Source organism: Roseateles sp. GW821-FHT09B06 (genome assembly GCF_059418245.1).
Genome location: NZ_JBWKPM010000037.1, coordinates 11,554 through 33,678, shown reverse-complemented (window position 1 = coordinate 33,678; position 22,125 = coordinate 11,554). Strand labels below are relative to the sequence as shown.

Genomic DNA, 22,125 nt, shown 5'->3' with positions numbered 1-22,125 from the left:
TCTTATATTGCCGACAGGGACTGGGCCCGGTCCAAAGCCTCGCTCCAGGCCCAGGCCTGGCCCTGGATCACGGCCTGCTCGGCCGCCAAGGGGCCGAGCCGTTCGGCCAGGCGATCAAGCCGGGCTTGATCGCCTGCCCGGGCCTGCGGCCAGCGCGATAAGCCTGCCCGCCCGCGGGCCTGCTCGGCCGCACTGAGCAAGCGCAGAGCCTCGGCGGCCTGGCCCAAAGCCTCGGCCAAGCCGGCATGGTCCTCAAGGCCTTGCAGCAACTCCTCGCGCATCTCGAAAGCCCGGAACGTCAGTTGCGCTTCGGCCAGTTTTGCTCGGGCAAGATCAATCCGGCCCTCACGCAAATCGCAGCGCCCAAGTACCGCGATGGCCTTGGCTTGACCATGCTTGTCACCGGCCTCGCGGCAGATCAGCAAAGACCGCTGCGCGCATTGGCGCGCCAGCGTCGGATCGCCAGTCTCTAGAGCGATCTCGCCAAGCACCAGTTCGCACTCGCCTTCTACCTCCTGGTGTCCGATCACCCGCGCCAGGCTTAGGCCCTGTTGAAGCCTCGTCCGGGCCGTTTCCTCGTCGCCGATATGGCGCTCGATGTAGCCCAGATGCAGCAGCCCGATGGCCTCACCCACGCGGTGCTCAAGTTGACCGAACAGTGTCAATGCCTCCTGCTCCGCCCTCCGCGCCGCTGTCGCATCACCGGCCGACAGAAGGGTCATCGACAGGGTCGACAAGGTGGCAGCCACGCCGGCTTCATCCCGCAGGCGGCGGCGCAGCAGCAGGCAGGCTTCCAGCATGTCGCGCGCCTCGGCCGGGTCGCCCTGCGCGATGGCCATCACGGCCCCCACATAGAGCGCATGAGCATGGGCCATGTCCGCGGCCTGCACGGCCGGCAGGGCCAGCGCGGCGCGCACCGCCTCGCGGCCCTCGGTCAGATAGCCGCGCATGACCCAGAAGCCCTGCAGGGCCACCGGTAGCTTGACCGCCAGGAAGGGATCGACGTCCGCGGCGCCGCTGCGCGCATGCAGCAGCGCGGCGCGCAGATTGTCCAGATCGGCCTCGGCCCGCGCCACCCATTCGGCCTGCTGCGCCCCCTGCAGCCCGTCGCGCACCTGCTTGGCCAGCGCAAAGAAATGGTCCAGATGACGGCATGCCGTCGCGCCCGCGGCCGCGCCCAGCTTGTCGCGCGCGTACTCGCGCAGGGTCTCCAGCATGCGGTAGCGCGTGCCGCCCTCGGGCGTCTCATCCACCATCACCAGCGACTTCTCGACCAGCGAGCCCAGCAGGTCCAGCACATCGAGCGCATCCAGCTGCGCGTCGCCGCAGACGGCCTCGGCCGCGGCCAGATCGAAGCCGCCGACGAACAGGCCCAGGCGCTGCAGCAGCAGCTGTTCCGCCGGCTGCAGCAGCTCGTAGGACCAGTCCACCAGGGCGCGCAGGGTCTGCTGGCGCTCCTGCAGCTGGCGGCTGCCACCGGTCAGCAGCTTGTAGCGGTCCTGCAGGCGTTTGTTGATGTCGGCCACGCTGAGCACGCGCACGCGCGCCGCGGCCAGCTCCAGCGCCAGCGGGATGCCCTCCAGCCGCGCCACCAGCTCGGCCACCGCGGGCGCCTCGCGCTCGTTGAGTTCGAAGTCGGGCTTGTGCGTGCGGGCCCGTTCGACGAACAGGCGCACCGCGGTCAGCCGCGCCAGCGCCGCCGCGTCCTGGCCGCGTTGCGGCAGCGGCAGCGGCAGCACCGGATAGGCCTGCTCGCCCGGCACATGCAGGGCCGCGCGGCTGGAAGCCAGCACGCGCACCTGCGGGGCCGCGCGCATCAGCGCATGCACCAGCTCCGCCACGGCCTCGACCAGGTGCTCGCAGTTGTCCATCACCAGCAGCAGGCGGCGGCCCTGCTGCAGCTTGCACAGGGTCTGCAGCAGGGGCTGGCCGGGCTCCTCCTGCACCTGCAGCAGGCGCGCGGTCTCGCCCAGCACCAGGGACGGATCGCGGATCGGCGCCAGATCGAGGAACCAGGCGCCATCGGGAAACTCCGCCAGCAGCTCGGCCGCCACCTGCAGCGAAAGCCGCGTCTTGCCCAGGCCGCCCATGCCCAGCAGGCTCACCAGGCGCGACTGCTCCAGCAGGCGCTTGACCTCGTCGATCTCGCGCTCGCGGCCGAGAAAGGCCGTGGCCTGCTGCGGCAGGTTGTTCGGCACGGCCTTCAGCGGCAGCCAGCGCTCGCCGACCCGGGCGACGCGGTAGCTCTTCTCGCCATCGGGCGGGGCCCCCAGCGGCTCTTCGCCGGCCTCGAACAGCTCCAGCGGCTCGTCCATGCCCTTGAGCAGCCAATGGCCATGCGACTGCAGATGCGGCGCGCCCTCGCCCAGGGTCTGGCGCGCCGCCGCGCTGAGCAGGGTCTGGCCGCCGCGCGCCAGCGCCATCACGCGCGCCGCCACCGGCTTGGCCAGGCCGTCCACCTCCAGCGGCTTGGCGCCGCGCGCAACGTCGGTCGCGCTGTTCTCGCGCAGGATCACCGGCCCCACATGCAGGCCGGCGCGCGCGCGCAGCGGCACATGCAGGCCCGCCAGCGCCGCGTGGTAGGCCCGCGCATAGCGCAGCGCCTGCTCGGCCTGATCGAACAGCAGCAGCATGCCGTCGGTCTTGTCGATCTCGCGCCCGCCATGCCGCGGCAGCAGATCGCGCGCCACGCGGTCATGCGCAGCCCAGAGCTGCGCCATCTCGGCATCGCCCAGCAGGGTCGACAGATGGGTGCTGTCGACCACGTCGGTCAGCAGCAGGGTTCGCACTTCGCTCATCGGGACGGTGGGACGGTTCTTCCGCTCGCTGTTTCCATAACGGGCAGACGATGCCATAAATCCCGTCCGCGGGTGGGACGCTTCGGCACGCAAACGCGCTGCGCTTGTCGCCGTCGCTGGTGACAGGCGCGCCGTCGGTCGCCCAAAACAAAGCCCGGCAGGGCCGGGCTTGCTGCGTGCGGGCGGCCGCGGCGGCCGCTCAGAAGGCCGGCACCACCGCGCCCTTGTACTTGCCCTGGATGAATTTCTTCAGCTCCGGGCCGTTCAGCGCGGCGGCCAGCTTCTTCAGCGCGGCCGAGTCCTGGTTGTCGGGACGGGCCACCAGCCAGTTGGCATAGGGCGAGCGCGCGTCCTCGATGGCCAGCGCGTTCTTCACCGGATTCAGCTTGGCTTCCAGCGCGTAGTTGGTGTTGATCAGGGCCAGATCCACCTGCGGCAGGATGCGCGGCAGGGTGGCGGCCTCGATCTCGCGGAACTTCAGCTGCTTCGGGTTCTCGGCGATGTCGCGCGGCGTGGCCAGGATGTTCTCCAGGCTCTTCAGCTTGATGACGCCGGCGCGATCCAGCAGCAGCAGGGCGCGGCCGGCATTGCTGGGATCGTTCGGGATCGCGACGGTGCCGCCGCTGGGCAGCGCGGCCAGGCTCTTGTGCTTGCCCGAATAGGCGCCGAAGGGCTCGACATGCACGGCCGTGACGGCCACCAGGCTCGTGCCCTTGCCCTTGTTGAACTCGCTCAGATAGGGCTTGTGCTGGAAGAAATTGGCGTCCAGGCGCTTCTCGGCCACCTGCACATTGGGCTGCACATAGTCGGTGAAGACCTTGATCTCCAGCTCCACGCCCTGCTTGGCCAGGGCCGGCTTGATGAACTCCAGGATCTCGGCATGCGGCACGGCGGTGGCGGCCACGCTCAGCTTCTCGGCGGCGGCCACGCCGCTCAGGGCCAGGGCGGCCAGGGTCAGAACAATCTTCTTCATTCGAACTACTCCTCTCGGTACGACAAAAAAACTCAACGGCGGCTGAAGCGCCGGACCAAGGCATCGCCCAGCATCTGCAGCCCCTGCACCAGCAGCAGCAGCAGCGCGACGGTCACCACCATCACCTCGGTCTGGAAGCGCTGGTAGCCGAAGCGGATCGCCAGGTCGCCCAGGCCGCCGCCGCCGATCACGCCGGACATCGCGGTGTAGCCCACCAGCGTGATCGCGGTGACGGTGGCGGCCGACAGGATGGCCGGCCGCGCCTCGGGCAAGAGGGCCTGCCAGACGATCTGGCGCGTGCTGGCGCCCATCGCCAGGCCGGCCTCGACGATGCCGCGGTCCACGCCGCGCAGCGCGCCCTCCACCAGACGGGCGAAGAAGGGCGTCGCCCCCACCACCAGCGGCGGGATCGCGCCGGCCACGCCCAGCGAGGTGCCGGCCACCAGCAAGGTGAACGGGATCAGCACGATCAGCAGGATCACGAAGGGCAGCGAGCGCAGCATGTTCACCACCAGGGACAGCAGCCCATGCAGGCGCGGCGCGGCCAGCAACTGGCCGCGGTCGAACAGGAACAGCAGCACCCCGAGCGGCAGGCCCAGCAGCACGGTGAAGACCAGGGAACCGCCCAGCATCAAGAGGGTGTCCCAGGAGGCCAGGCCGATCTCGGCCCAGTCGATAGCGAGCAGGGCATCCATCAGCGCAGCAGCTCCACGCGCACGCCGCGCTCATGCAGGATCGCGCGCGCCGCATCCAGGTCGCCGCCGGCGATCGAGATGGTCAGCTGGCCATAGGGCTCCTGCTTGATGCGGTCGATACGGCCGGCCAGGATGCCGAAGTCCAGCCCGGTGCGGCGCGCCACCTCGCCCAGCAGCGGCTCGTAGCTGCGCGCGCCGCGGAAGGTCAGCCGCACCAGCCGGCCCGGCACATGGGCGTAGTCGTCCAGCAGTTGGCCCTCGTCCACATGCTCGGCCTCCAGCACGAAGCGCCGCGTCACCGCATGGCGCGGATGCAGAAAGACCTCGGCCACCGGGCCCTGCTCGACGACCAGGCCGCCGTCCAGCACCGCGACGCGGTCGCAGACGCGCCGCACCACGTCCATCTCGTGCGTGATCAGCACGATGGTCAGGCCCAGCTCGCGGTTGATCTGGGCCAGCAGCTCGAGGATGGAACGGGTGGTCTGCGGGTCCAGCGCGCTGGTGGCCTCGTCGCACAGCAGCACGCGCGGCTCGGTGGCCAGCGCGCGCGCGATGCCGACGCGCTGCTTCTGCCCGCCGGACAGCTGGGCCGGGTATTTCTGCGCCTGGTCGGCCAGACCGACGCGGGCCAGCAGCGCGGCCACGCGCGGCGCGATCTCGGCCGGCGCGCGGCCGGCGATCCGCAGCGGCCAGGCCACGTTCTCGGCCACCGTCTTGCTGGCCAGCAGATTGAAGTGCTGGAAGATCATGCCGATGCGCTGGCGCGCGCCGCGCAAGGCCGGCTCGTCCAGAGCCAGCAGATCCGCGCCGGCGACCAGCACGCGACCGCTGTCGGGCCGCTCCAGCAGATTGATCAGGCGCAGCAGAGTGCTCTTGCCGGCGCCCGAGGCGCCGATGATGCCGAACACTTCGCCGGGCTCGATACGCAGATCGATGCCGCGCAGGGCCGGCACGCGCCGGGTGCCGAGCGGGTAGCTCTTGTGGACTTGTTGGAGTTCTATCACCGGGGACTGTGGGGCCTGGGACGGCCCCGCGAGAATCAGCCCGCCATGCTAGTGAAAACCCTAATCTCCCACAAGGTCCGATTGGTAATAAGCAAATGCGGCGTGAGCGCAAGCTCACCGGCAAACGCCCTAAGGCCGCAGATTGGGCAGGTCGCGCAGCATGAGCTCGACGGTGCGCCGGATCGCCCCCTCGTTGGCCAGCCTCAGCCGCTCGGGCGGCGAGACGATGGCCTCGCCGAACTCGGTCTTGTGCTCGGCGCGCACGTCGCGCTGGTAGAGCGTGGCGCCGCTGGTCTTGTCGATCAGGGTGTAATGCACGGTGGCACTCACCGTCGTGTCCAGCGCCACCAGGGGCTGGTCAAGGCCGAGCAGCCGCGCCTTCAGCTGGTAGCGCGCCCCCTGCGGCGGCATCGCCCACAGGCCCACGGCGCGCAGCGAATCCTCCAGCGCATGCTCCAGCGCCAGGCTGCTGACCTTGGAGCCCCACCAGAGGCCGGTCTCGGCACCGCCGTCCACCGCCTCCAGCGCCACCTGGCCCTGCAGCGCCGCCGGCATGAAGCCGCGCAGCTGCAAGGCATCGCCGGGCGGCACGCTCATGCGCAGCGACTGCGAGGGCGCGCCGCAGCCCGCCAGCAGGCCGGCCGCGCACAGCAGGATCGTTGTGATCGCTTGGCTATTCATAGACGACGGTGTTGCAGGGCCGGCAGTTGCCGGCGCACCTGCGCGATGCGCGCGACATCCAGCTCGGCCGTCACCAGGCCCTCGCCTTCCGGCAGGCATCCCAGCACCTCGCCCCAGGGGTCGACGATCATCGTGTGGCCCCAGGTGCGGCGTCCATTCTCATGCGTGCCGCCCTGGGCCGGTGCGATGAGATAGGCGCTGTTTTCGACCGCGCGCGCGCGCAGCAGCAGCTCCCAATGGGCCTGGCCGGTGGTGTGGGTGAAGGCCGAGGGCACGCTGATCAGGTCCAGCGGCCCTTCATCCGGCATCTGGCCCAGCGCGCGATAGAGCTCCGGAAAGCGCAGGTCATAGCAGATCGACAGACCCACGCGCAGCCCCCCCGTCGCCCCGGCCCCCACCCGCACCGCCACCGGCGCCTCGCCGGCCTCCAGCACGCGCGCCTCGTCGTAGCGCTCGCGGCCGTTGTCGTAGCGGAACAGGTGCAGCTTGTCGTAGCGTGCGGCCAGCGTGCCATCGGGCGCGAACACCAGGCAGCTGTTGCGCACCCGGGCCGGATCGGGCGTCGCGAGCGGCAGGGTGCCGCCGATGATCCAGAGCCCGAACTCGCGCGCCGCCCCGGCCAGCATCTGCTGGATCGGCCCGCGGCCCGGGACCTCGGCCAGCGCCAGCTTGTCCTCGTCGCGCCGGCCCATCAGGCAGAAATACTCGGGCAGCGCGGCCAGCTGCGCGCCCTGCGCGGCGGCCTGGGCCAGCCAATGGCGGGCCCGCGCCAGGTTCTGCGCGACATCGGGACCGGACACCATCTGGATCGCGGCGATCTTCATGGGCTACTCCTCGGAACGGATGCGGGCGGCGGCACCACATCGGCGCGCCGCTCGACCTTCTCGACCTTGGGATCATCCCAGGTTCCGGTCACGTGGAACTCGCGCGTGCTGGCCGCCATCATCGGCCGGCGCAGCACCAACTGGGCCAGGAAGGCGCCCAGGCCCACCGCGGGGTTGATCGCCGCATAGGCCAGCGCGGCGCCGCCGGCATTGATCTCGGGCACCACCACCACGCGCAGGTCCTGGGTCTCGCGGGCCAGGTCGGCCTGCCCCTCCATCGCCACGACCGCCTGCACGCTGGTCATGCGCAGGTTCTGGCTGCTGGCCACGCCGCGCTCGATCTGCACGTCGCCGGTGAAGCCGTCGAAGGCGAAGCCCTCGCTGAACACATCGCGGAAGTCCAGCGCCAGGCGGCGCGGCAGCGACTGCAGGCTCAGGATGCCCAGCAGCCGCCCCACCCCCGGCTCGGCCTGCAGGAACTGGCCGGCGTCCAGTTCCACATGCAGCGTGCCGTTCATGCCGGGATATTCCAGCGCCAGCGGCGAGCCCTGCCAGCTCAGCTCGCCCGAGACCTGACCCTTGCCGCCGCGCAACACCCGCCCCTGCCCCAGACGCTCCAGCAGATTGCCGGCATCGGCCACGTCCAGCTTCCAGTCCAGCACCATGCGGCGCTGCGGCCGGCCGGGCTCGGCCGCCCATTGGCCGGTGGCATTGAGCAGCGCATCGGGATGCTTGAGCTGCAAGCGCGTCAGCTTCCAGTCGCGCTGCGCGCCCTGCTGCTGGGCCTGCACCTCCAGCCGGCCCAGGCGCTTGCCGCGCAGCTCGAAGTCCTCGATCACGATGTCCAGCGCCGGCACCGTGCCGGGCTGCTGGTCGAGCAGATTGCTGACGCCCTCGGCCTCGCTCTTGGGCAGGGACAGCCGCGCCAGCCGCGCATGCACGCGCCCGGCCTGGCTGGCGCCGCGCGCCGGCCGCCATTCCAGATAGCCGTTCAGCTGCTCGGCATTGAGATTGAGCTGCCAGGCTCCCGGCTCCGGCAGGCGCGAGACGCCGGCCACCACCTTGCTCAGCGGCCGCCCGGCGATCTGCAGCCCCTGGGCGCGCAGCGCGATCTGGGTGGGCGCATAGCCACCGTCCAGCGTCTCCGTGCCGCCGCCCGCGCCGCCACCGATACCCAGCCCGCGCTGCGCCAGCGTCTGCCAGGCGTCCAGATTGACCTGGCCCAGATTGGCCTGCAGCAGCACGCCCTGGGCCGGCAGGCCGGGCAAGGCGTCCTGCAGCGCCAGGCTGCCGGCCAGCACGCGCGCCGGCTCGGCACGGATGTCGCGCAGGTAATGGGCCTGCACGAGCTGGCCCAGCTCCAGCCGCAGCTCGTCGCGGCCGTTGCCCACCAGGCTGGTCTGGATGCGCAGCGGCAGCACCGTCTCGGCCGCCTTGTTCAGCGGCGCCGGCAGCTCGGCCCCCAGGCCCTGCAGATTGCTCGTGAGATTGAGCTCGGTGGCGCCCTCCTTGAAGCCCAGCTGCAGCTTGTAGCCCGCCTGGCCGTTGAGCGACTGCGCCAGCCGCGCCACCAGGCCCAGTTCGGGCGCGCGCCGCAAGGCCTCGGCCGTGGTGATGCCCTGGCCCGTGAAACGCAGGCTGCCATCGCGCTGGCTGCCGCCCTCGAACGTGGCATCGCCGCCCAGCACGCGCGCCGCCCCGCCCTGGATGGCGACGCCCTTGCGGTCGAAGTCGACGCGCGCCCGCGCATTGGCCAGCAGCGGCACGTCGGGGCGCAGCCGCACATCGTTGCCCAGCAGCGTCACCTGGCCCTTGACCGTCGACTGGTCCAGATCGGCCAGCGGCAGCGCCAGGGCCAGGCGCAGGCCGGCCGGACCGGTGGCGCTGGCGTCCTTCAGCGCGCCGCCGATCCAGTCGCCCACCGGCGAGAGCTTGAGGTAGCGCAGCAGCTCGCCCATCGGTCCGCGGCCCTGGCCCTCCAGCTCCAGGGTCTGCCGGTGCATCAGGTCCTTGAAGCCGCCGTTGATGCCGCTGAGCTCATAGCCCAGCACCTGCGCACGGCCGTTCCTGATCTGCATGCTGCCGCGCTCGAACACCAGTTCGGCATTGACCTTGTCCATCGCCGGCCACAGCGGCTCGGCCCCGTTGTGGGCGGGCACATAGGCCAGCTGCACGTCCTGGGCCTGGGTGCTGATGCGGAACTGGCCCTGCGGCTGCTTGTCGAAGGGGAAGTCCCAGAGATCGCCGCGCACGCGGAACTGCACATTGCGCGCGCTGCCGCCGCGCACCGCGTCGCGCACATAGTCGCGCGCCTGCGCGCCCAGGCCCAGCGGCAGGTAGCGCGCCACGCGCGCGGCCTGGGCCTGGTCGAGGCGGCCGTTCAGGTCCAGATGGCCGGGGAAGCGCGCGCCGCGCCCGCGCCCGCCATCGCCGGCACCGGTCTTCCAGACCAGGGCCAACTCGCCGCGCAGATCCTCGTTGGCGATGCGCAGATCCGAGACCCGCAGCTCCAGCGCCGGGGGCCCGGCCGGGCGGGGATCGATGCGCCAGTCCAGCTGCGCGTCGAACTGCTGGAGCGGCAGCACCGGCTCCTCGAACAGGCCCGGAAACTCCATGCGGCCGTCCTGCAGCACCAGATGCGCCTGGCCACCGCGCTCGCTGGCCTCCAGCTGCAGGCGGGCACCGGCAAGACCGGGGCGCCCCAGATGGCGCTCCTGCTCGGCGGGCCGGGCCATCAGACTCAGATTCTTGACGCCGGCCTTGACGCGGTAGCTGTGCGGCGCGGCCAGCTCGCCCTCCCAGCTGGCCTGCAAGGCATCCACCTGGCCCTGCGGCGCCAGCTCCGCGAGCCAGCGCCGCTGCGCCGGGCTCAGCGGCAGCCGGGTGGCGATCTGGGTCATCAGCGCCAGGTCCAGATGCTGGGCATTCAGTTCGCCCCCGCCCGGCGTGGCCGCGGTCAGGCCGGACTTGGGCGCGGCACGGCGCAGGCCGAAGCGCCAGTCGGAACGCGGCCAGACCAGGCCGTCGGCGCCCTCGAAGCCCAGCTGCGTGGCCGTCAGGCTGAAGCCCTGCGGCGTGCGCGCCAGGGCCAGCCGGCCCGCGACCTTGGTGAGCTGCAGCGCTTCGATCCCGGCGCCCAGGCGCAGCTGCACCGCGCGCAGACCCATGTCCAGGGTCAGACCCTGGGCCTGCCCATCGCGGATGTCGGCCCAGGCGCGCAGGGCACCGTCGCCCTCGTCGAGTTCGAAGGGCAGGTCCAGATGGCGGCGCAGCTGGCGCACATCGGCGCGCGGCAGATCGGCATAGAGCTGGCCGCTCCAGTGCATCAGCTCGCCCGGCCGCTTCAGCAGCGACTGCGTGAAACGGCCGCGCAGGCCGAAGCGCTCGCCCCAGTCGGCCGGCGGCGTGGCGTCCAGGCGCAGCTCGTGGCGGCGCAGGCCGTTCTTGACCAGCAGGTCCACGCCGCTGAGCTCCAGCGGCGGCGCGGCGCGCTGCTCGTCGATCCAGCGCACGCGGCCCTGCAGGATCACGAATTCGCGCTGCGCGAAGAACCAGTCGGCCAGCGCATCGCCGGCCTTGCTGGACGGGCCCTCGGCGCCCTCCACGCTGAGCCCGGCCACGAAGATGCGGCCCTGTGCGTCGCGCCGCACTTCCAGCTCGGGACGGTCGATCAGCAGCTGCTCGAAGCGCAGCTCCAGCGCCCACAGCGAGCGCGCCGACAGCGCCGCCACGACCCGCGGCAGATGCAGGGCCTCGCGGCCGGCGGGATCGAGAAAGCGCACGTCGCGCAGCTCCATCGCCGGGATCCAGCCGCTGGAGCGCGCCTCGATGGCACCGATGCTGAGCCGAACCCCCAGGTTTTGCGAGGCCAAGCGTTCCAGCTGCGGGCGCCATTCATTGATGTGCGGCAGAATCGCCCAGTGCAACACCAGCCAGGCCGTCAGCAGCAGGGCCCAGGCCAGCAGCGCCAGAGCGAGGGCCCAGCGCCCGCAGTTCAGCAGCCAGCGGGCCGGCCGCCGTGCGAGGCGCGGGACCAAACGCTGCAGGGCGGCTGAGAAGGTTGCGATGAACGACATGGACAGGGAGCGGCGCTGCCATGCAGCTGAAATGGAACACACCGGAGCACCCCCCAGGGAGCGGCGTGTCCATGCCAGCAACGCAGCCCGGCGCGCCTGGGGTGTGCAAGATTCTGGCACAGCGTGCCGTTTGAGATGATTCCGTCAGAGCTTTCTTTGCAGACTGAAACAGGCCCGATCCGGGCCAGCGCGGATTACAGCCGCTACGTGCAGCGCATCCGCCGCCGCTATGCCGCGGAACTGTCCCTGCTGCCGCCCGGCCGCCCCGATCTGGCCACCGTCCAGGCCCTGGTGGCCGCGCTGCAGGCCGGCGGCCGGCCGCTGCCGGCGGCGCTGCGGGTGGCGCGCCAGCTGGTGCTGGAGCGGCTGGCGGTGCTGGATATCGAGCAGGACGCCTCGATGGCCGACATCACGCTGGCCATGACCCAGCTGGCCGAGGCGACGCTGGACCTGGCGCTGACCGAGGCGCGCGCCGCGCAGGACGCCATCCACGGCCAGCCGCGCAACGCCGCGGGGGCCGTGATCGACTTCTGGGTCGTGGGCATGGGCAAGCTGGGGGCGCGCGAGCTCAATGTCTCGTCCGACATCGACCTGATCTATGTCTACGACGACGAGGGCCAGACCGACGGCGCCAAGTCGATCAGCGCGCACGAGTATTTCTCGCTGGTGGCGCGGCGCCTCTACGCATTGATCGGCGAGGTGACCGAGGACGGCCAGGTGTTCCGCGTCGACCTGGCGCTGCGCCCCAATGGCAATTCCGGCCCGCCGGTCGTCAGCCTGGCGATGCTGGAGGAGTATTTCCTGGTGCAGGGCCGCGAATGGGAGCGCTTCGCCTGGCTGAAGAGCCGCGTCGTCGCACCGCTGGACCCGGCGGCCAAGCAGCGCGCGCTGGCGCTGCGCGATCTCGTGACGCCCTTCGTCTACCGCCGCTACCTGGACTACGGCGTGTTCGAGGGCCTGCGCCAGCTGCACCGCAAGATCCGCGACGAGGCCCAGAAGCGCGCCGCCGGCCGGCCCGAGCGCGCCAACGACGTCAAGCTGTCGCGGGGCGGCATCCGCGAGATCGAGTTCACCGTGCAGCTGCTGCAGGTGGTGCGCGGCGGCCAGTTCCCCGAGATCCGCACGCGCTCGACGGTGAAGGCGCTGCAGCGCGTCGCCGCGCGCGGGCTGATGAAGCCGGCCACGGCCGAGCAGCTGATCCAGGCCTATGTGCTGCTGCGCCGCGTCGAGCACCGCATCCAGTTCCTCGACGACCAGCAGACCCATTGCCTGCCCTGCGACGATCAGGACCTGGGCTGGATCGCGCGCAGCCTGGGCCTGACGCCCGGGTCGCAACGCACCGGCTGCGCGCCGGGCGTCTGCGAACTGATGGACAGGCTCTGCGAGGTGCGCGAGACGGTGGCCACCGAGTTCGACGCCCTGTTGCACGACGGCCAGGCGCCCAAGCACGGCGGCTGCAAGAACGGCGGCTGCGGCGGGCCGGCCCTGCCCATCGACGCCGAGGAGTTTCTCGAACAGCTGCCGCCCGAGCTGGGCCAGGCGGTGCGCCGCTGGGCCGAGACGCCGCGCGTGCAGGCCCTGCGCGAGGAATCGCGCCTGCGCCTGGCCAAGCTGGTGGGCCGCGCCGCGCAGGCGGTACGCGGCGAGCAATGCGCGCTGGCCGGCGCGCTGCGCTTCGTCGACTGGATCGAACCGCTGCTGCGGCGCGAGAGCTATCTGGCCCTGCTGGTCGAGCGGCCCGCGGTGCAGCAGCGCCTCTTGCGCCTGCTGGGCCTGGCGCGCTGGCCGATGCGCTACCTGATGCAGCACCCGGGCGTGATCGACGAACTGGCCGACCAGCGCCTGCTGGGCGAGCGCTTCGACGGCGCCGCCTTCATCCGGGACCTGCAGGACCGCCACGCCGCCTGGGAACGCAGCGGCGAGGCCGACGAGGAGGCCCTGCTCGACACGCTGCGGCGCGCCCACCATGCCGAGGTGTTCCGCACCCTGGTGCGCGACGTCGAGGCGCGCATCAGCGTCGAGCAGGTGGCCGACGAGCTGTCGGCGCTGGCCGATGCCACGCTGCAATGCGCGATCGACTGGGCCTGGGCACGCCTGAAGCAGGCGCACCGCCCGGCGCCGCGCTTCGCCGTGATCGCCTATGGCAAGCTGGGCGGCAAGGAGCTGGGCTACGGCGGCGACCTGGATGTGGTGTTCCTGTTCGATGACCCGGACCCGGACGACAACACCAGCGCCCACGAGATCTACGCCGCCTTCGTGCGCAAGCTGATCACCTGGCTGACCCTGCGCACCGCGGCCGGCGAGCTGTTCGACATCGACACCGCGCTGCGCCCCAACGGCAATTCGGGCCTGCTGGTGACCTCGCTGCAATCCTTCGCCGACTACCAGACCGGGCGCGGCTCCAACACCGCCTGGACCTGGGAACACCAGGCCATCACGCGGGCGCGCTTCTGCGCCGGCGATGCCGAGCTGCAGCCGCGCTTCGAGGAAGTGCGCCGCGCCGTGCTGACCGCGCCGCGCGACCAGGTCGCACTGCGCCAGGAGGTGCAGGCGATGCGCGAGAAGGTGCGCGGCGCAAGACCGGTCAAACCGGGCCAGTTCGATGTCAAGCACAGCCCCGGCGGCATGATGGACGCCGAGTTCGCGCTGCAATTCCTGCTGCTGGCCCATGCCGCCGCGCACCCCGAGCTGCTGGACAATGCCGGCACCATCGCGCTGCTGCAGCGCTGCGAGGCCGCCGGCCTGCTGCCGGCCCATGTCGGCCAGGCCGCGGCCGATGCCTACCGCGAGCTGCGCCGCGCCCAGCACCGTGCACGCCTGGACGAGCAGCCCACCGCGCTGGCCGAGGAGCGCCTGGCCGAGCTGGACCTGGCGCGGCACCGCGACGCCGTGCTGGCGCTGTGGCGGGCCGTCTTCGATTGAGCCCCTGGCCCGCGCTGGCCGCGCTGCTGGGCGCGCTGGCGCTGCTGGCCTGGCCGCTGTCCACCACGCCGCTGGACTGGCAACCCACGCTCGCCGCCGACCAGCCTTGGCGCTTCTTGAGCGCCGCCGCCGTGCACTGGAGCCTGCAGCATCTGCTGGCCAATCTGGCCGGCTGCGCGGTGCTGGCCTGGGTCGGGCTGGCGGCGCGCCTGCCCCGGCGCGCGACGCTGGCCTGGCTGCTGGCCTGGCCGCTGACCCAGGCCGGGCTGCTGTGGCGGCCGGACCTGCTGCATTACGGCGGGCTCTCGGGCGTGCTGCATGCCGGCGCGGCGGTGCTGGCGCTCGAACTGCTGGGCCGGCGCGGGCAGGAGCGCGCGATCGGCGCCGCCATTGCCGCCGGCCTGCTGCTGAAGCTGGCGCTGGAACGGCCCTGGGGGCCCGCGCTGCAGACCGTGGCCGGCTGGGACATCGCGATCGCGCCCGCCGCGCATCTGAGCGGCGCGCTCGCCGGTGCGATCTGCGCGCTCACGCTGCGGCTGCTGACGCGGGCGCGCTGAGCGCGCTCGCAGCGCTGCGGCGGGCCGGCCCGGACACCGGGACGCGGGGTTGTCACGCCCCCTGAGGACGGGACAATCGGCTGCGCTTTTGCCCCCGCCACCGATGCCGTCCGTCTTCCTGCTACGCCGCACCAACCGCGCCCTGCTGGCCGCGCAACGAGCCCTTTTCGAAGGGAAGTCCATCGCCGGCGAGCGCTGGGTCTGCGTCGGCGCCAGCCATCGGCTGCACGATGCGGTGCCGCAGATTGCCGCGCTGCGGCCGGACGTGATCGCCAGCGATCTGCGCCTGCTGGACGGCCATGCCCTGCTGCTGCTGCGCCGGCTGGGCCGGTCCCGGCCGCGCCTGCTGCTGCTCAGCGCGGAGGCCGAGGATCCGCTGCTGCTGGATGCGCTGGCGGCCGGCGCGCAGTCCTACTGGCTCGACGGCAACCCCAAGCTCGGGCTGGTGACGGCGTTGCACGCCTGCCGGCACGGGCGCGCCCCGATGTCGCCGGCGCTGGCGCGCCAGGTGCTGCAGCGCATGGGGCTGCCGCGCAGCGAGCCGCTGGCGGCGCAGAACGCCGCGGCCGCGCAAGACACGGCCCCGGCCGGCGCGGGCCTGAGCCGCAGCGACCAGCACCTGCTCACCCTGGTGGCCCAGGGCCTGCTGGAAGGCGAGATCGCGCATTGCTGGCAGATGGGCGCCGACGAGATCGGCCGGCGCCTGGCCACGGTCTACGCGGCCCTGAACATGGCTCAGGCGCTGGGCGGCGCCGTGTCGATGAAGCTCTGACGGCCGGCCAGCTTCTCCAGCAGGCGGCCCAGGTTCGGGTAGGTCGTGCGCCAGTCGATGGCCGGGAAGCGGAAGTCCAGATAGGCCAGCGAGCAGCCGACCGCGATGTCGGCCAGCGTGAAATGGTTGCCCGAGCACCAGGGCTTCTCGCCCAGGCCCTGGCTCATGGCCTGCAGCGCCGCATGCACCTTGCCCATCTGGCGCTCGACCCAGGCGGGGCTGCGCTGCTCGGCGCTGCGGCCGGCCCAGGTCTGCTCCAGGCGCACGGCAATCGCGGCATCCATCAGGCCGTCGCCCAGCGCTTCCCAGGTGCGCACCTCGGTGCGCTCGCGGCCGCGTTCGGGAATCAGCTTGCCCACCGGCGAGAGCGTGTCCACGTATTCGCAGATCACGCGCGAATCGAACACCGCACCGGAGATGGAGTCCTGGCCCTCCATCACCAGGCAGGGCACCTTGCCCAGCGGATTCATCTTCAGGATGTTTTCGTTGCCCCAGACGTCTTCCAGCACGAACTGGTAGTCGAGCTTCTTCTCCGCCATCACGACGCGGACCTTGCGGACATAGGGGCTGGAGAGTGAACCGATGAGTTTCATGTCGGACTTGTGATGGACGGACTGTCCTGTTGCGAAAGATTCTAGCGAAGCACTTGTGGCGCGTGGACCTGGACAAATGGCCGACGCTCAGGCAGGCGGCCCGGGTGCGGAGCATCCCTCTTGGGCGCCGCTGCCGGCCACACGCCCGGCGAGAGGGGCAAGAAAAAGCCCGCGCGCGGCGGGCTTGCTGGCATCGGCCGGCAGCGCCACTCAATGCCGACGGCGCCGCACGATCAGGCCGACCGCCCCGATGCCGACCAGCAGCAGCGCGGCGCTGGCGGGTTCCGGCACCACCGCCACCTCCATCAGCTGGCCGCGCACCGCGCCGCCGGGATTGAGCGCGGTGTGCACGTTCACATAGGCCAGCCCGCCCTGCAGCAGGTCCAGGAAGGACATGGCCGGATGGCCGGCATTCGTCCCGCTGGGCGCGGTCGCGGCAATCGACGGCGCGGCGATGCCGCTGCCGCCGACCAGCAGATTGCCGCCGCTGTTCAGCGACAGGAAGGGAGCGGCGTCGAGGCTGACGCGCACCGGCGCATTCTCGGCGGTGGTCGCCGCCCCATGGATATGGAAGGCGGTGGCGTTACCGCTCAGGCCGGCGACGAACATCGTGAAGCCGTAGGTGTCGTCCGCGAACGACAGCGTGCCCTTGTCGTCATAGGACAGCGAGGCGATGCCGGTGGCGGTCTCGGCGGACGTGCTGTTGACCTCGTTGGCACTGTTGAGCGAGGCGTTGAACTGGTGGACCACGGCATGGGTCAGGAACGGCGCGGCCATGAGGGCGGCGGCGAGGGCGGCTTGGATGCGCATAAGGGACCTCCTGCGAGAGGCGCCAACGGCGCTGGCGCCTGTGATGCGTCGGGTTTTACTCCGCTGCCCCGCCCCCGCCACCCCTAGCTCTTGGGTGGGCGCCAGGTCCAGTCCACGCTCGCCGGCCGGCCCGGCAGGCTCAGCGCGGCGACGGCCGGGGCGCCGCGGCTCAGCACCCGCCCCTCGCGCACCACCATGAGGCGCTGGGCGCGCAGCCGGATCGCCTCGATGGGATCCTGCGCCTGCAGCAGCACGAAGTCGGCGCGCCTGCCGACCTCCAGCCCGTAGTCCGGCAGGCCCAGGATGCGCGCACTGTTGACGGTCACCGCCTCGAAACAGGCGCGCATGCCGGCCTGCGACGTCATCTGCGCCACATGCAGGCCCATGCCCGCCACTTCCAGCATGTCGCCGCTGCCCAGCGAGTACCAGGGGTCCATCACGCAGTCATGGCCGAAGCCCACATTGACGCCGGCCGCCAGCAGCTCGGGCACGCGGGTCATGCCGCGGCGCTTCGGGTAGCTGTCGTGGCGCCCCTGCAGGGTGATGTTGATCAGCGGATTCGCCACCGCATTGAGCCGGGCCTCGGCCATCAGCGGGATCAGCTTGGAGACGTAGTAGTTGTCCATCGAATGCATGGACGTCAGGTGCGAGCCGGTGACGCGGCCCTGCAGCCCGAGGCGCTGGGTCTCGAACGCCAGGGTCTCGACATGGCGCGACAGCGGGTCGTCGCTCTCGTCGCAATGCAGGTCCACCATCAGGCCGCGCTCGGCGGCCAGCTCGCACAAGAGCTTCACGCTGGCCGCGCCCTGCTCGGAAGTCCGCTCGAAATGCGGGATGCCGCCGACCACGTCGACGCCCATGTCCAGCGCGCGCTTCAGGTTCTCGAAGGCGCCGGGCGCGCGCAGCACGCCGTCCTGCGGAAAGGCCACCAGCTGCAGGTCCAGATAGGGTTTCACGCGCTCGCGCACATGCAGCAGCGCCTCGACCGCCAGCAGGCGCGGATCGCAGACATCCACATGCGAGCGGATCGCCAGCAGGCCCTTGGCCACCGCCCAGTCGCAATAGGCCAGCGCGCGCTCGACCAGGGCCTCCTGGGTCAGCTGCGGCTTCAGTTCGCCCCACAGCGCGATGCCCTCCAGCAGGGTGCCGCTGGCATTGACCCGCGGCATGCCGTAGCTGAGCGTCGCGTCCATGTGGAAATGGGCGTCGACGAAGGGCGGGCTCAGCAGCCAGCCCTGGCCATCGATGGTTTCGACGCCCGCGGGCGCCGGCAGGCTCGGGCCGATGGCGGCGATGCGGCCGTCCCGCACCAGCAGGTCCTGGCCTCGGCGTCCGTCGGGAAGGGAGATGTTGCGGATCAGCATGGGCGACAGGCAGGCGTGGTTTCGGCCTCAGCCTACCACCGCGCTCGGCCGCCGCCGGTCGTGAACGGCTGCGCCGCGGCGCCGGGCGATCGAGGCGTTCATCGCGACCCCGCGCGGCGGCGCTCAGCTATCGGGCTCCAGCACCCGTTCCTGCTCGGGGTCGTCGTCGATGCGCGGCGGCACGACGCCGTCGTCGGGCAGGGCCGGTGCGTCGATGTCGAAGTCCGGCGATACATCCTCTACCGGGTCGTCGGGCGGGCGGCGTGGGGGGCGCGGTGTCGGCATGGCGGTTCTCCAGGGCTTGTCAGTCGCCATCCTCCGCTTCGGCGGCGGCGTCCGGCGTCGGACAAGCGCGCGCCGGCCTGTCGGGCTGCGCCGACAGGCCGGGCCCGGCAGCGGGATTCCGCTAGATCGGCGTGCCGCACGCCGAGCGCTACGGGCCGGCCGGTGCGGTCTACTGGGTGGCAAGGCGGCAGCCGCGCCCCTTGCTCCTCAGCGCTCGCCCTTGCGGTAGGGCTTCATCAGCGCCTGCGGATAGGCGGCCTTGCGCGCCATCACGATCAGGGCCGCGATCGACAGCAGGTAGGGCAGCATCAGATAGACCTGGTAGGGCAGCGCTGCGCCGCCGCCGGCCTGCTGCAGGCGCAGCTGCAGGGCGTCGAAGAAGGCGAACAGCAGCGCGCCCAGCAGCGCCTTGCCGGGCCGCCAGGAGGCGAACACGACCAGCGCGACGCAGACCCAGCCGCGCCCGTTGACCATGTTGAAGTAGAAGGCGTTGAAGGCCGCCAGGGTCAGGAAGGCGCCGGCCACGCCCATCAGGGCCGAGCCGGCCATGATGGCGCCGAGCCGCAGCCCGAGGACCGACAGGCCCTGCCCCTCGGCCGCCGCCGGGCTCTCGCCCACCATGCGCACGGCCAGCCCCAGCGGCGTGCGGTTCAGGCCATAGGCCAGCAGCGGCACCAGCAGCAGGGCCAGCAGGGTCAGCGGGGTCTGGGCGTTGAGGACGGGCAGGGGCAGCCAGTCCATCGCCGCGAAGGGCTGGATGGTCGGCGGGCTCTCGACCTTGGGGAAGCTGACGCGGTAGGCATAGCTGGCCAGGCTGGTCGCGAGCAGGGTGATGCCCAGCCCCGACACATGCTGGGACAGGCTCAGGCCGACGGTCAGCCAACCGTGCAAGAGCCCCAAGGCCGCGCCGGCCAGCGCCGCCACCAGCACGCCGGTCCACAGCCCGCCGCCCTGGTAGACGGTCAGCCAGCCGGCGAAGGCGCCCGCCACCATGATGCCCTCGATGCCCAGGTTCAGGACGCCGGCGCGCTCGCACAACAGCACGCCCAGCGTGCCGAGGATCAACGGCGTCGCGATGCGCAGCACCGCGATCCAGAAGGCGCTGCCCGACAGCAGGTCCAGGAATTCAGCGCCCATCGCGACGCACCCTCCAGCGGATCCGGTAGTTGACCAGCAGGCTGCTGACGAGCATCGCGATCAGCGCGGTGGCGACGATCACGTCGGCGATATAGGTCGGCACGCCCACCGCGCGGCTCATGCTGTCGGCGCCGACCAAGAGGCCGGCGACGAACACCGCCGAGGCCAGCACGGAGAGCGGGTGCAGGCCGGCCAGCATCGCGATCACGATGCCGCTGTAGCCGTAGCCCGGGCTCATGTCCAGGGTGACATAGCCGGTGCGGCCGGCCACCTCGATCGCGCCGGCCAGGCCGGCCAGCGCGCCCGACAGCAGCGCCACCTTGACCGTCACCCGGGCCACCGGCATGCCGGCAAAGGCGGCGGCTGTGGCGCTGGCGCCCACCGCGCGGATCTCGAAGCCGGTGGCGCTGTACTTGAACAGGGCCCACAGCAGCAGGGCCGCGCCGATCGCCCAGACCAGGCCCATGTGCACGCGGCTGCGCTCGACCAGCTTGCTGAGGGAAAGCATGTCCTGCAGGCCCACGCTCTGCGGCCAGCCCATGGCCAGCGGATCCTTCATCGGCCCGTCCAGCATCCAGGAGACGAACAGCAGCACGATGAAGTTCAAGAGCAGGGTGGTCACCACCTCGTCCACGCCCAGGCGGCTCTTCAGCAGCGCCGGCGCCAGGAGCAGCAGGGCCCCGGCCAGCGCGGCCGCCGCCATCATCAGCGGGAACAGCAGCCAGGGCGAGAACTCGAAACCCGTGCCACCGTGCAGGCCGCCCACCGCCACCGCCGCGAGCGCGCCCAGATAGAGCTGGCCCTCGGCCCCGATGTTGTAGAGCCGCGCCTTGAACGCCACCGCCGCGGCCAGCCCGGTCAGGATCAGCGGCGTGGCGCGGGTCAGGGTCTCGCTCCAGGCGAAGCGCGAGCCGAAGCCGCCCTCCAGCAGCAGCGCATAGGCCCGGCCGACCGGCGCGCCGGCCCAGGCCACCAGCAGCGAGCCGACGATCAAGGTGATGCCCAGCGCCAGCAGCGGCGCGGCCAGGCGCCAGGCCTGCGAGGGGCTGGCGCGTTTCTCAAGCCGCATGATGAGCCGCCTCGTCGCTGCCCGCCATCGCCAGGCCGATGCTGGCCAGGGTCCATTCGGCGCGCGGCCGGGCCTCGCTCAGACGCCCGGCGTGCATCACCGCGATGCGGTCGGCGATCGCGAAGATCTCGTCCAGGTCCTCGGAGATCAGCAGCACCGCCGCGCCGGCCGCGCAGGCGTCCAGCAGCTGCTGGTGCACATAGGCCACCGCGCCCACGTCCAGGCCCCAGGTGGGCTGGTTGGCGACGATCAGCCGCGGCCCGCCGGCGGCCTCGGGGTCGCCGGTGAGGGCGCGGCCCAGTATCAGTTTCTGCATATTGCCGCCCGACAGGCTGCGGGTCACGGTGTCCAGGCCCCGGTCCTCGAGGCCGCGCACATCGAAGCGCTGCACCAGATCCTGGGCATGGGCGCGCGCGCGGGCACGCCTGAGCAGCCCCCAGCGCGCGAAGGTCCTGCTGCGGTACTGCTCCAGCAGGGCGTTCTCCCACAGCGGCAGGTCGCCCACCACGCCCGCCGCGTGGCGGTCCTCGGGGATGCGCGCCACGCCGGCCTGCAGCCAGGCCCGGGGCCGGGGGGGCAGGTCTTGCCCCAGCACCCGCAGCTGCCCCGCCTGCAGCCCATGCAGGCCATGCAGCAGCTCGGCCAGCGCCTGCTGGCCATTGCCGGCCACGCCGGCCACCGCCAGCACCTCGCCGGCATGCAGCGCCAGATCGACGCCGCGCAGCCCCGGCTTGCCGGCGACGACCGCGCCGCGCAGGGTGCAGACCGGCTCGCCCGGCGCCGAGGCCCCGCTGCGCCGCGGCGGCTGCACCGCGCGGCCGACCATGGCCTCGGCCAGGTCGGCCTTCGAGAGGCCCGGCTCCCCAGGAACATTAGGCAGCTCGGCCACCAGCCTGCCGGCGCGCAGCACCGCGATGCGGTCCGAGACGGCCAGCACCTCGTCGAGCTTGTGGCTGATGAAGATGATGGACAGCCCGGTGGCGACCAGGGCCTTCAGCGAGGCGAACAGCGACTCGCTTTCCTGCGGCGTCAGCACCGCGGTGGGCTCGTCCAGGATCAGGATGCGGGCGCCGCGCACCAGGGCCTTCAGGATTTCGACGCGCTGGCGCTCGCCCACCGACAGCTCGGCCACCAGGGCCTCGGGATCGACCTGCAGGCCGAAGCGCTGCGCGGTCTCGACGAGCAGCGCGCGCTGCGCGCGCCGGCGCGCAAAGGGCTGCCACAGCGGCTCCAGGCCCAGCATCACGTTGTCCAGCACCGAGAGGCGCTCGGCCAGGGCGAAATGCTGGTGCACCATGCCGATGCCGGCGGCCAGGGCCGCCCTGGGCTGGCCCGGCGGCAGCGCTTGGCCGAACACCGTGATCTCGCCCGCGTCGGCGACGTAATGGCCGAACAGGATCGAGACCAGGGTGCTCTTGCCCGCGCCGTTCTCGCCCAAGAGGGCCAGCACCTGGCCCCGCTCCAGCCGCAGCGAGATGGCATCGTTGGCCAGCAACGCGCCGAAGCGCTTGCTGATGCCCTTCAGTTCCAGCGCCAGGGTCACGTCTTGCCGCTTGCCGTCACTT

The 22,125-nt window shown here is 71.7% G+C and carries 17 protein-coding genes; 3 read left to right on the top strand and 14 right to left on the bottom strand.

What is annotated here, in order from left to right; translation table 11 throughout:
* Positions 1-2: 2 nt before the first annotated feature.
* The 7 genes from AC07OQ_RS22225 to AC07OQ_RS22195 form a co-directional block, all read right to left on the bottom strand.
* A complete protein-coding gene (locus AC07OQ_RS22225) occupies positions 3-2,798 on the bottom strand; it encodes an ATP-binding protein (protein WP_495055319.1) in 2,796 nt (931 codons plus the stop codon).
* Positions 2,799-2,997: 199 nt separating this feature from the next.
* Positions 2,998-3,771, bottom strand: a complete 774-nt coding sequence (locus tag AC07OQ_RS22220; protein ID WP_495055318.1) for a MetQ/NlpA family ABC transporter substrate-binding protein — start codon at positions 3,769-3,771, stop codon at positions 2,998-3,000.
* Positions 3,772-3,803: 32 nt separating this feature from the next.
* On the bottom strand, positions 3,804-4,466 hold the full coding sequence (locus tag AC07OQ_RS22215) for a methionine ABC transporter permease (RefSeq protein ID WP_495055317.1): 663 nt from the start codon (positions 4,464-4,466) through the stop codon (positions 3,804-3,806).
* The gene (locus AC07OQ_RS22210) at positions 4,466-5,470 is read right to left on the bottom strand and encodes a methionine ABC transporter ATP-binding protein (protein WP_495055316.1); all 1,005 of its coding nucleotides are present in this window, start codon (positions 5,468-5,470) and stop codon (positions 4,466-4,468) included. Before AC07OQ_RS22210 ends, AC07OQ_RS22215 begins: the two co-directional genes overlap by 1 nt.
* 129 nt (positions 5,471-5,599) lie before the next feature.
* Positions 5,600-6,151: a hypothetical protein gene (locus tag AC07OQ_RS22205; protein WP_495055315.1), complete on the bottom strand. Its 552-nt coding sequence runs from the start codon at positions 6,149-6,151 to the stop codon at positions 5,600-5,602.
* Positions 6,148-6,975 carry a carbon-nitrogen hydrolase family protein gene (locus tag AC07OQ_RS22200; protein WP_495055314.1) on the bottom strand — a complete coding sequence of 276 codons (828 nt, stop codon included), beginning with the start codon at positions 6,973-6,975 and terminating at the stop codon, positions 6,148-6,150. Before AC07OQ_RS22200 ends, AC07OQ_RS22205 begins: the two co-directional genes overlap by 4 nt.
* Complete coding sequence (locus AC07OQ_RS22195; RefSeq protein WP_495055313.1) at positions 6,972-11,051, bottom strand: YhdP family protein; 4,080 nt, start codon at positions 11,049-11,051, stop codon at positions 6,972-6,974. Before AC07OQ_RS22195 ends, AC07OQ_RS22200 begins: the two co-directional genes overlap by 4 nt.
* A 135-nt stretch (positions 11,052-11,186) precedes the next feature.
* Here AC07OQ_RS22195 and glnE point away from each other — a divergent pair, with 135 nt between their 5' ends.
* The 3 genes from glnE (at position 11,187) to AC07OQ_RS22180 (ending at position 15,302) form a co-directional block, all read left to right on the top strand.
* A complete protein-coding gene (gene glnE / locus AC07OQ_RS22190; RefSeq protein ID WP_495055312.1) occupies positions 11,187-13,973 on the top strand; it encodes a bifunctional [glutamate--ammonia ligase]-adenylyl-L-tyrosine phosphorylase/[glutamate--ammonia-ligase] adenylyltransferase in 2,787 nt (928 codons plus the stop codon).
* Positions 13,970-14,530: a rhombosortase gene (rrtA, locus tag AC07OQ_RS22185; RefSeq protein WP_495055311.1), complete on the top strand. Its 561-nt coding sequence runs from the start codon at positions 13,970-13,972 to the stop codon at positions 14,528-14,530. The genes glnE and rrtA overlap by 4 nt, the downstream gene beginning before the upstream one ends.
* A gap of 103 nt (positions 14,531-14,633) precedes the next feature.
* A complete protein-coding gene (locus AC07OQ_RS22180; RefSeq protein ID WP_495055310.1) occupies positions 14,634-15,302 on the top strand; it encodes a hypothetical protein in 669 nt (222 codons plus the stop codon).
* Here AC07OQ_RS22180 and AC07OQ_RS22175 read toward each other — a convergent pair.
* From AC07OQ_RS22175 to AC07OQ_RS22145, 7 genes are all read right to left on the bottom strand, one after another.
* A complete protein-coding gene (locus AC07OQ_RS22175; protein ID WP_495055309.1) occupies positions 15,266-15,895 on the bottom strand; it encodes a glutathione S-transferase family protein in 630 nt (209 codons plus the stop codon). The two genes, AC07OQ_RS22180 and AC07OQ_RS22175, sit on opposite strands and share 37 nt — an antisense overlap.
* A gap of 210 nt (positions 15,896-16,105) precedes the next feature.
* Complete coding sequence (locus tag AC07OQ_RS22170) at positions 16,106-16,705, bottom strand: CHRD domain-containing protein (protein WP_495055308.1); 600 nt, start codon at positions 16,703-16,705, stop codon at positions 16,106-16,108.
* A gap of 83 nt (positions 16,706-16,788) precedes the next feature.
* A complete protein-coding gene (locus AC07OQ_RS22165; RefSeq protein ID WP_495055307.1) occupies positions 16,789-18,069 on the bottom strand; it encodes an amidohydrolase family protein in 1,281 nt (426 codons plus the stop codon).
* Positions 18,070-18,192: 123 nt separating this feature from the next.
* The gene (locus tag AC07OQ_RS22160; RefSeq protein WP_495055306.1) at positions 18,193-18,354 is read right to left on the bottom strand and encodes a hypothetical protein; all 162 of its coding nucleotides are present in this window, start codon (positions 18,352-18,354) and stop codon (positions 18,193-18,195) included.
* 207 nt (positions 18,355-18,561) lie between these two features.
* Complete coding sequence (locus tag AC07OQ_RS22155; RefSeq protein ID WP_495055305.1) at positions 18,562-19,491, bottom strand: ABC transporter permease; 930 nt, start codon at positions 19,489-19,491, stop codon at positions 18,562-18,564.
* The gene (locus tag AC07OQ_RS22150; RefSeq protein ID WP_495055304.1) at positions 19,481-20,560 is read right to left on the bottom strand and encodes an ABC transporter permease; all 1,080 of its coding nucleotides are present in this window, start codon (positions 20,558-20,560) and stop codon (positions 19,481-19,483) included. Before AC07OQ_RS22150 ends, AC07OQ_RS22155 begins: the two co-directional genes overlap by 11 nt.
* The gene (locus AC07OQ_RS22145) at positions 20,550-22,103 is read right to left on the bottom strand and encodes an ABC transporter ATP-binding protein (RefSeq protein WP_495055303.1); all 1,554 of its coding nucleotides are present in this window, start codon (positions 22,101-22,103) and stop codon (positions 20,550-20,552) included. Before AC07OQ_RS22145 ends, AC07OQ_RS22150 begins: the two co-directional genes overlap by 11 nt.
* Positions 22,104-22,125: the final 22 nt, after the last annotated feature.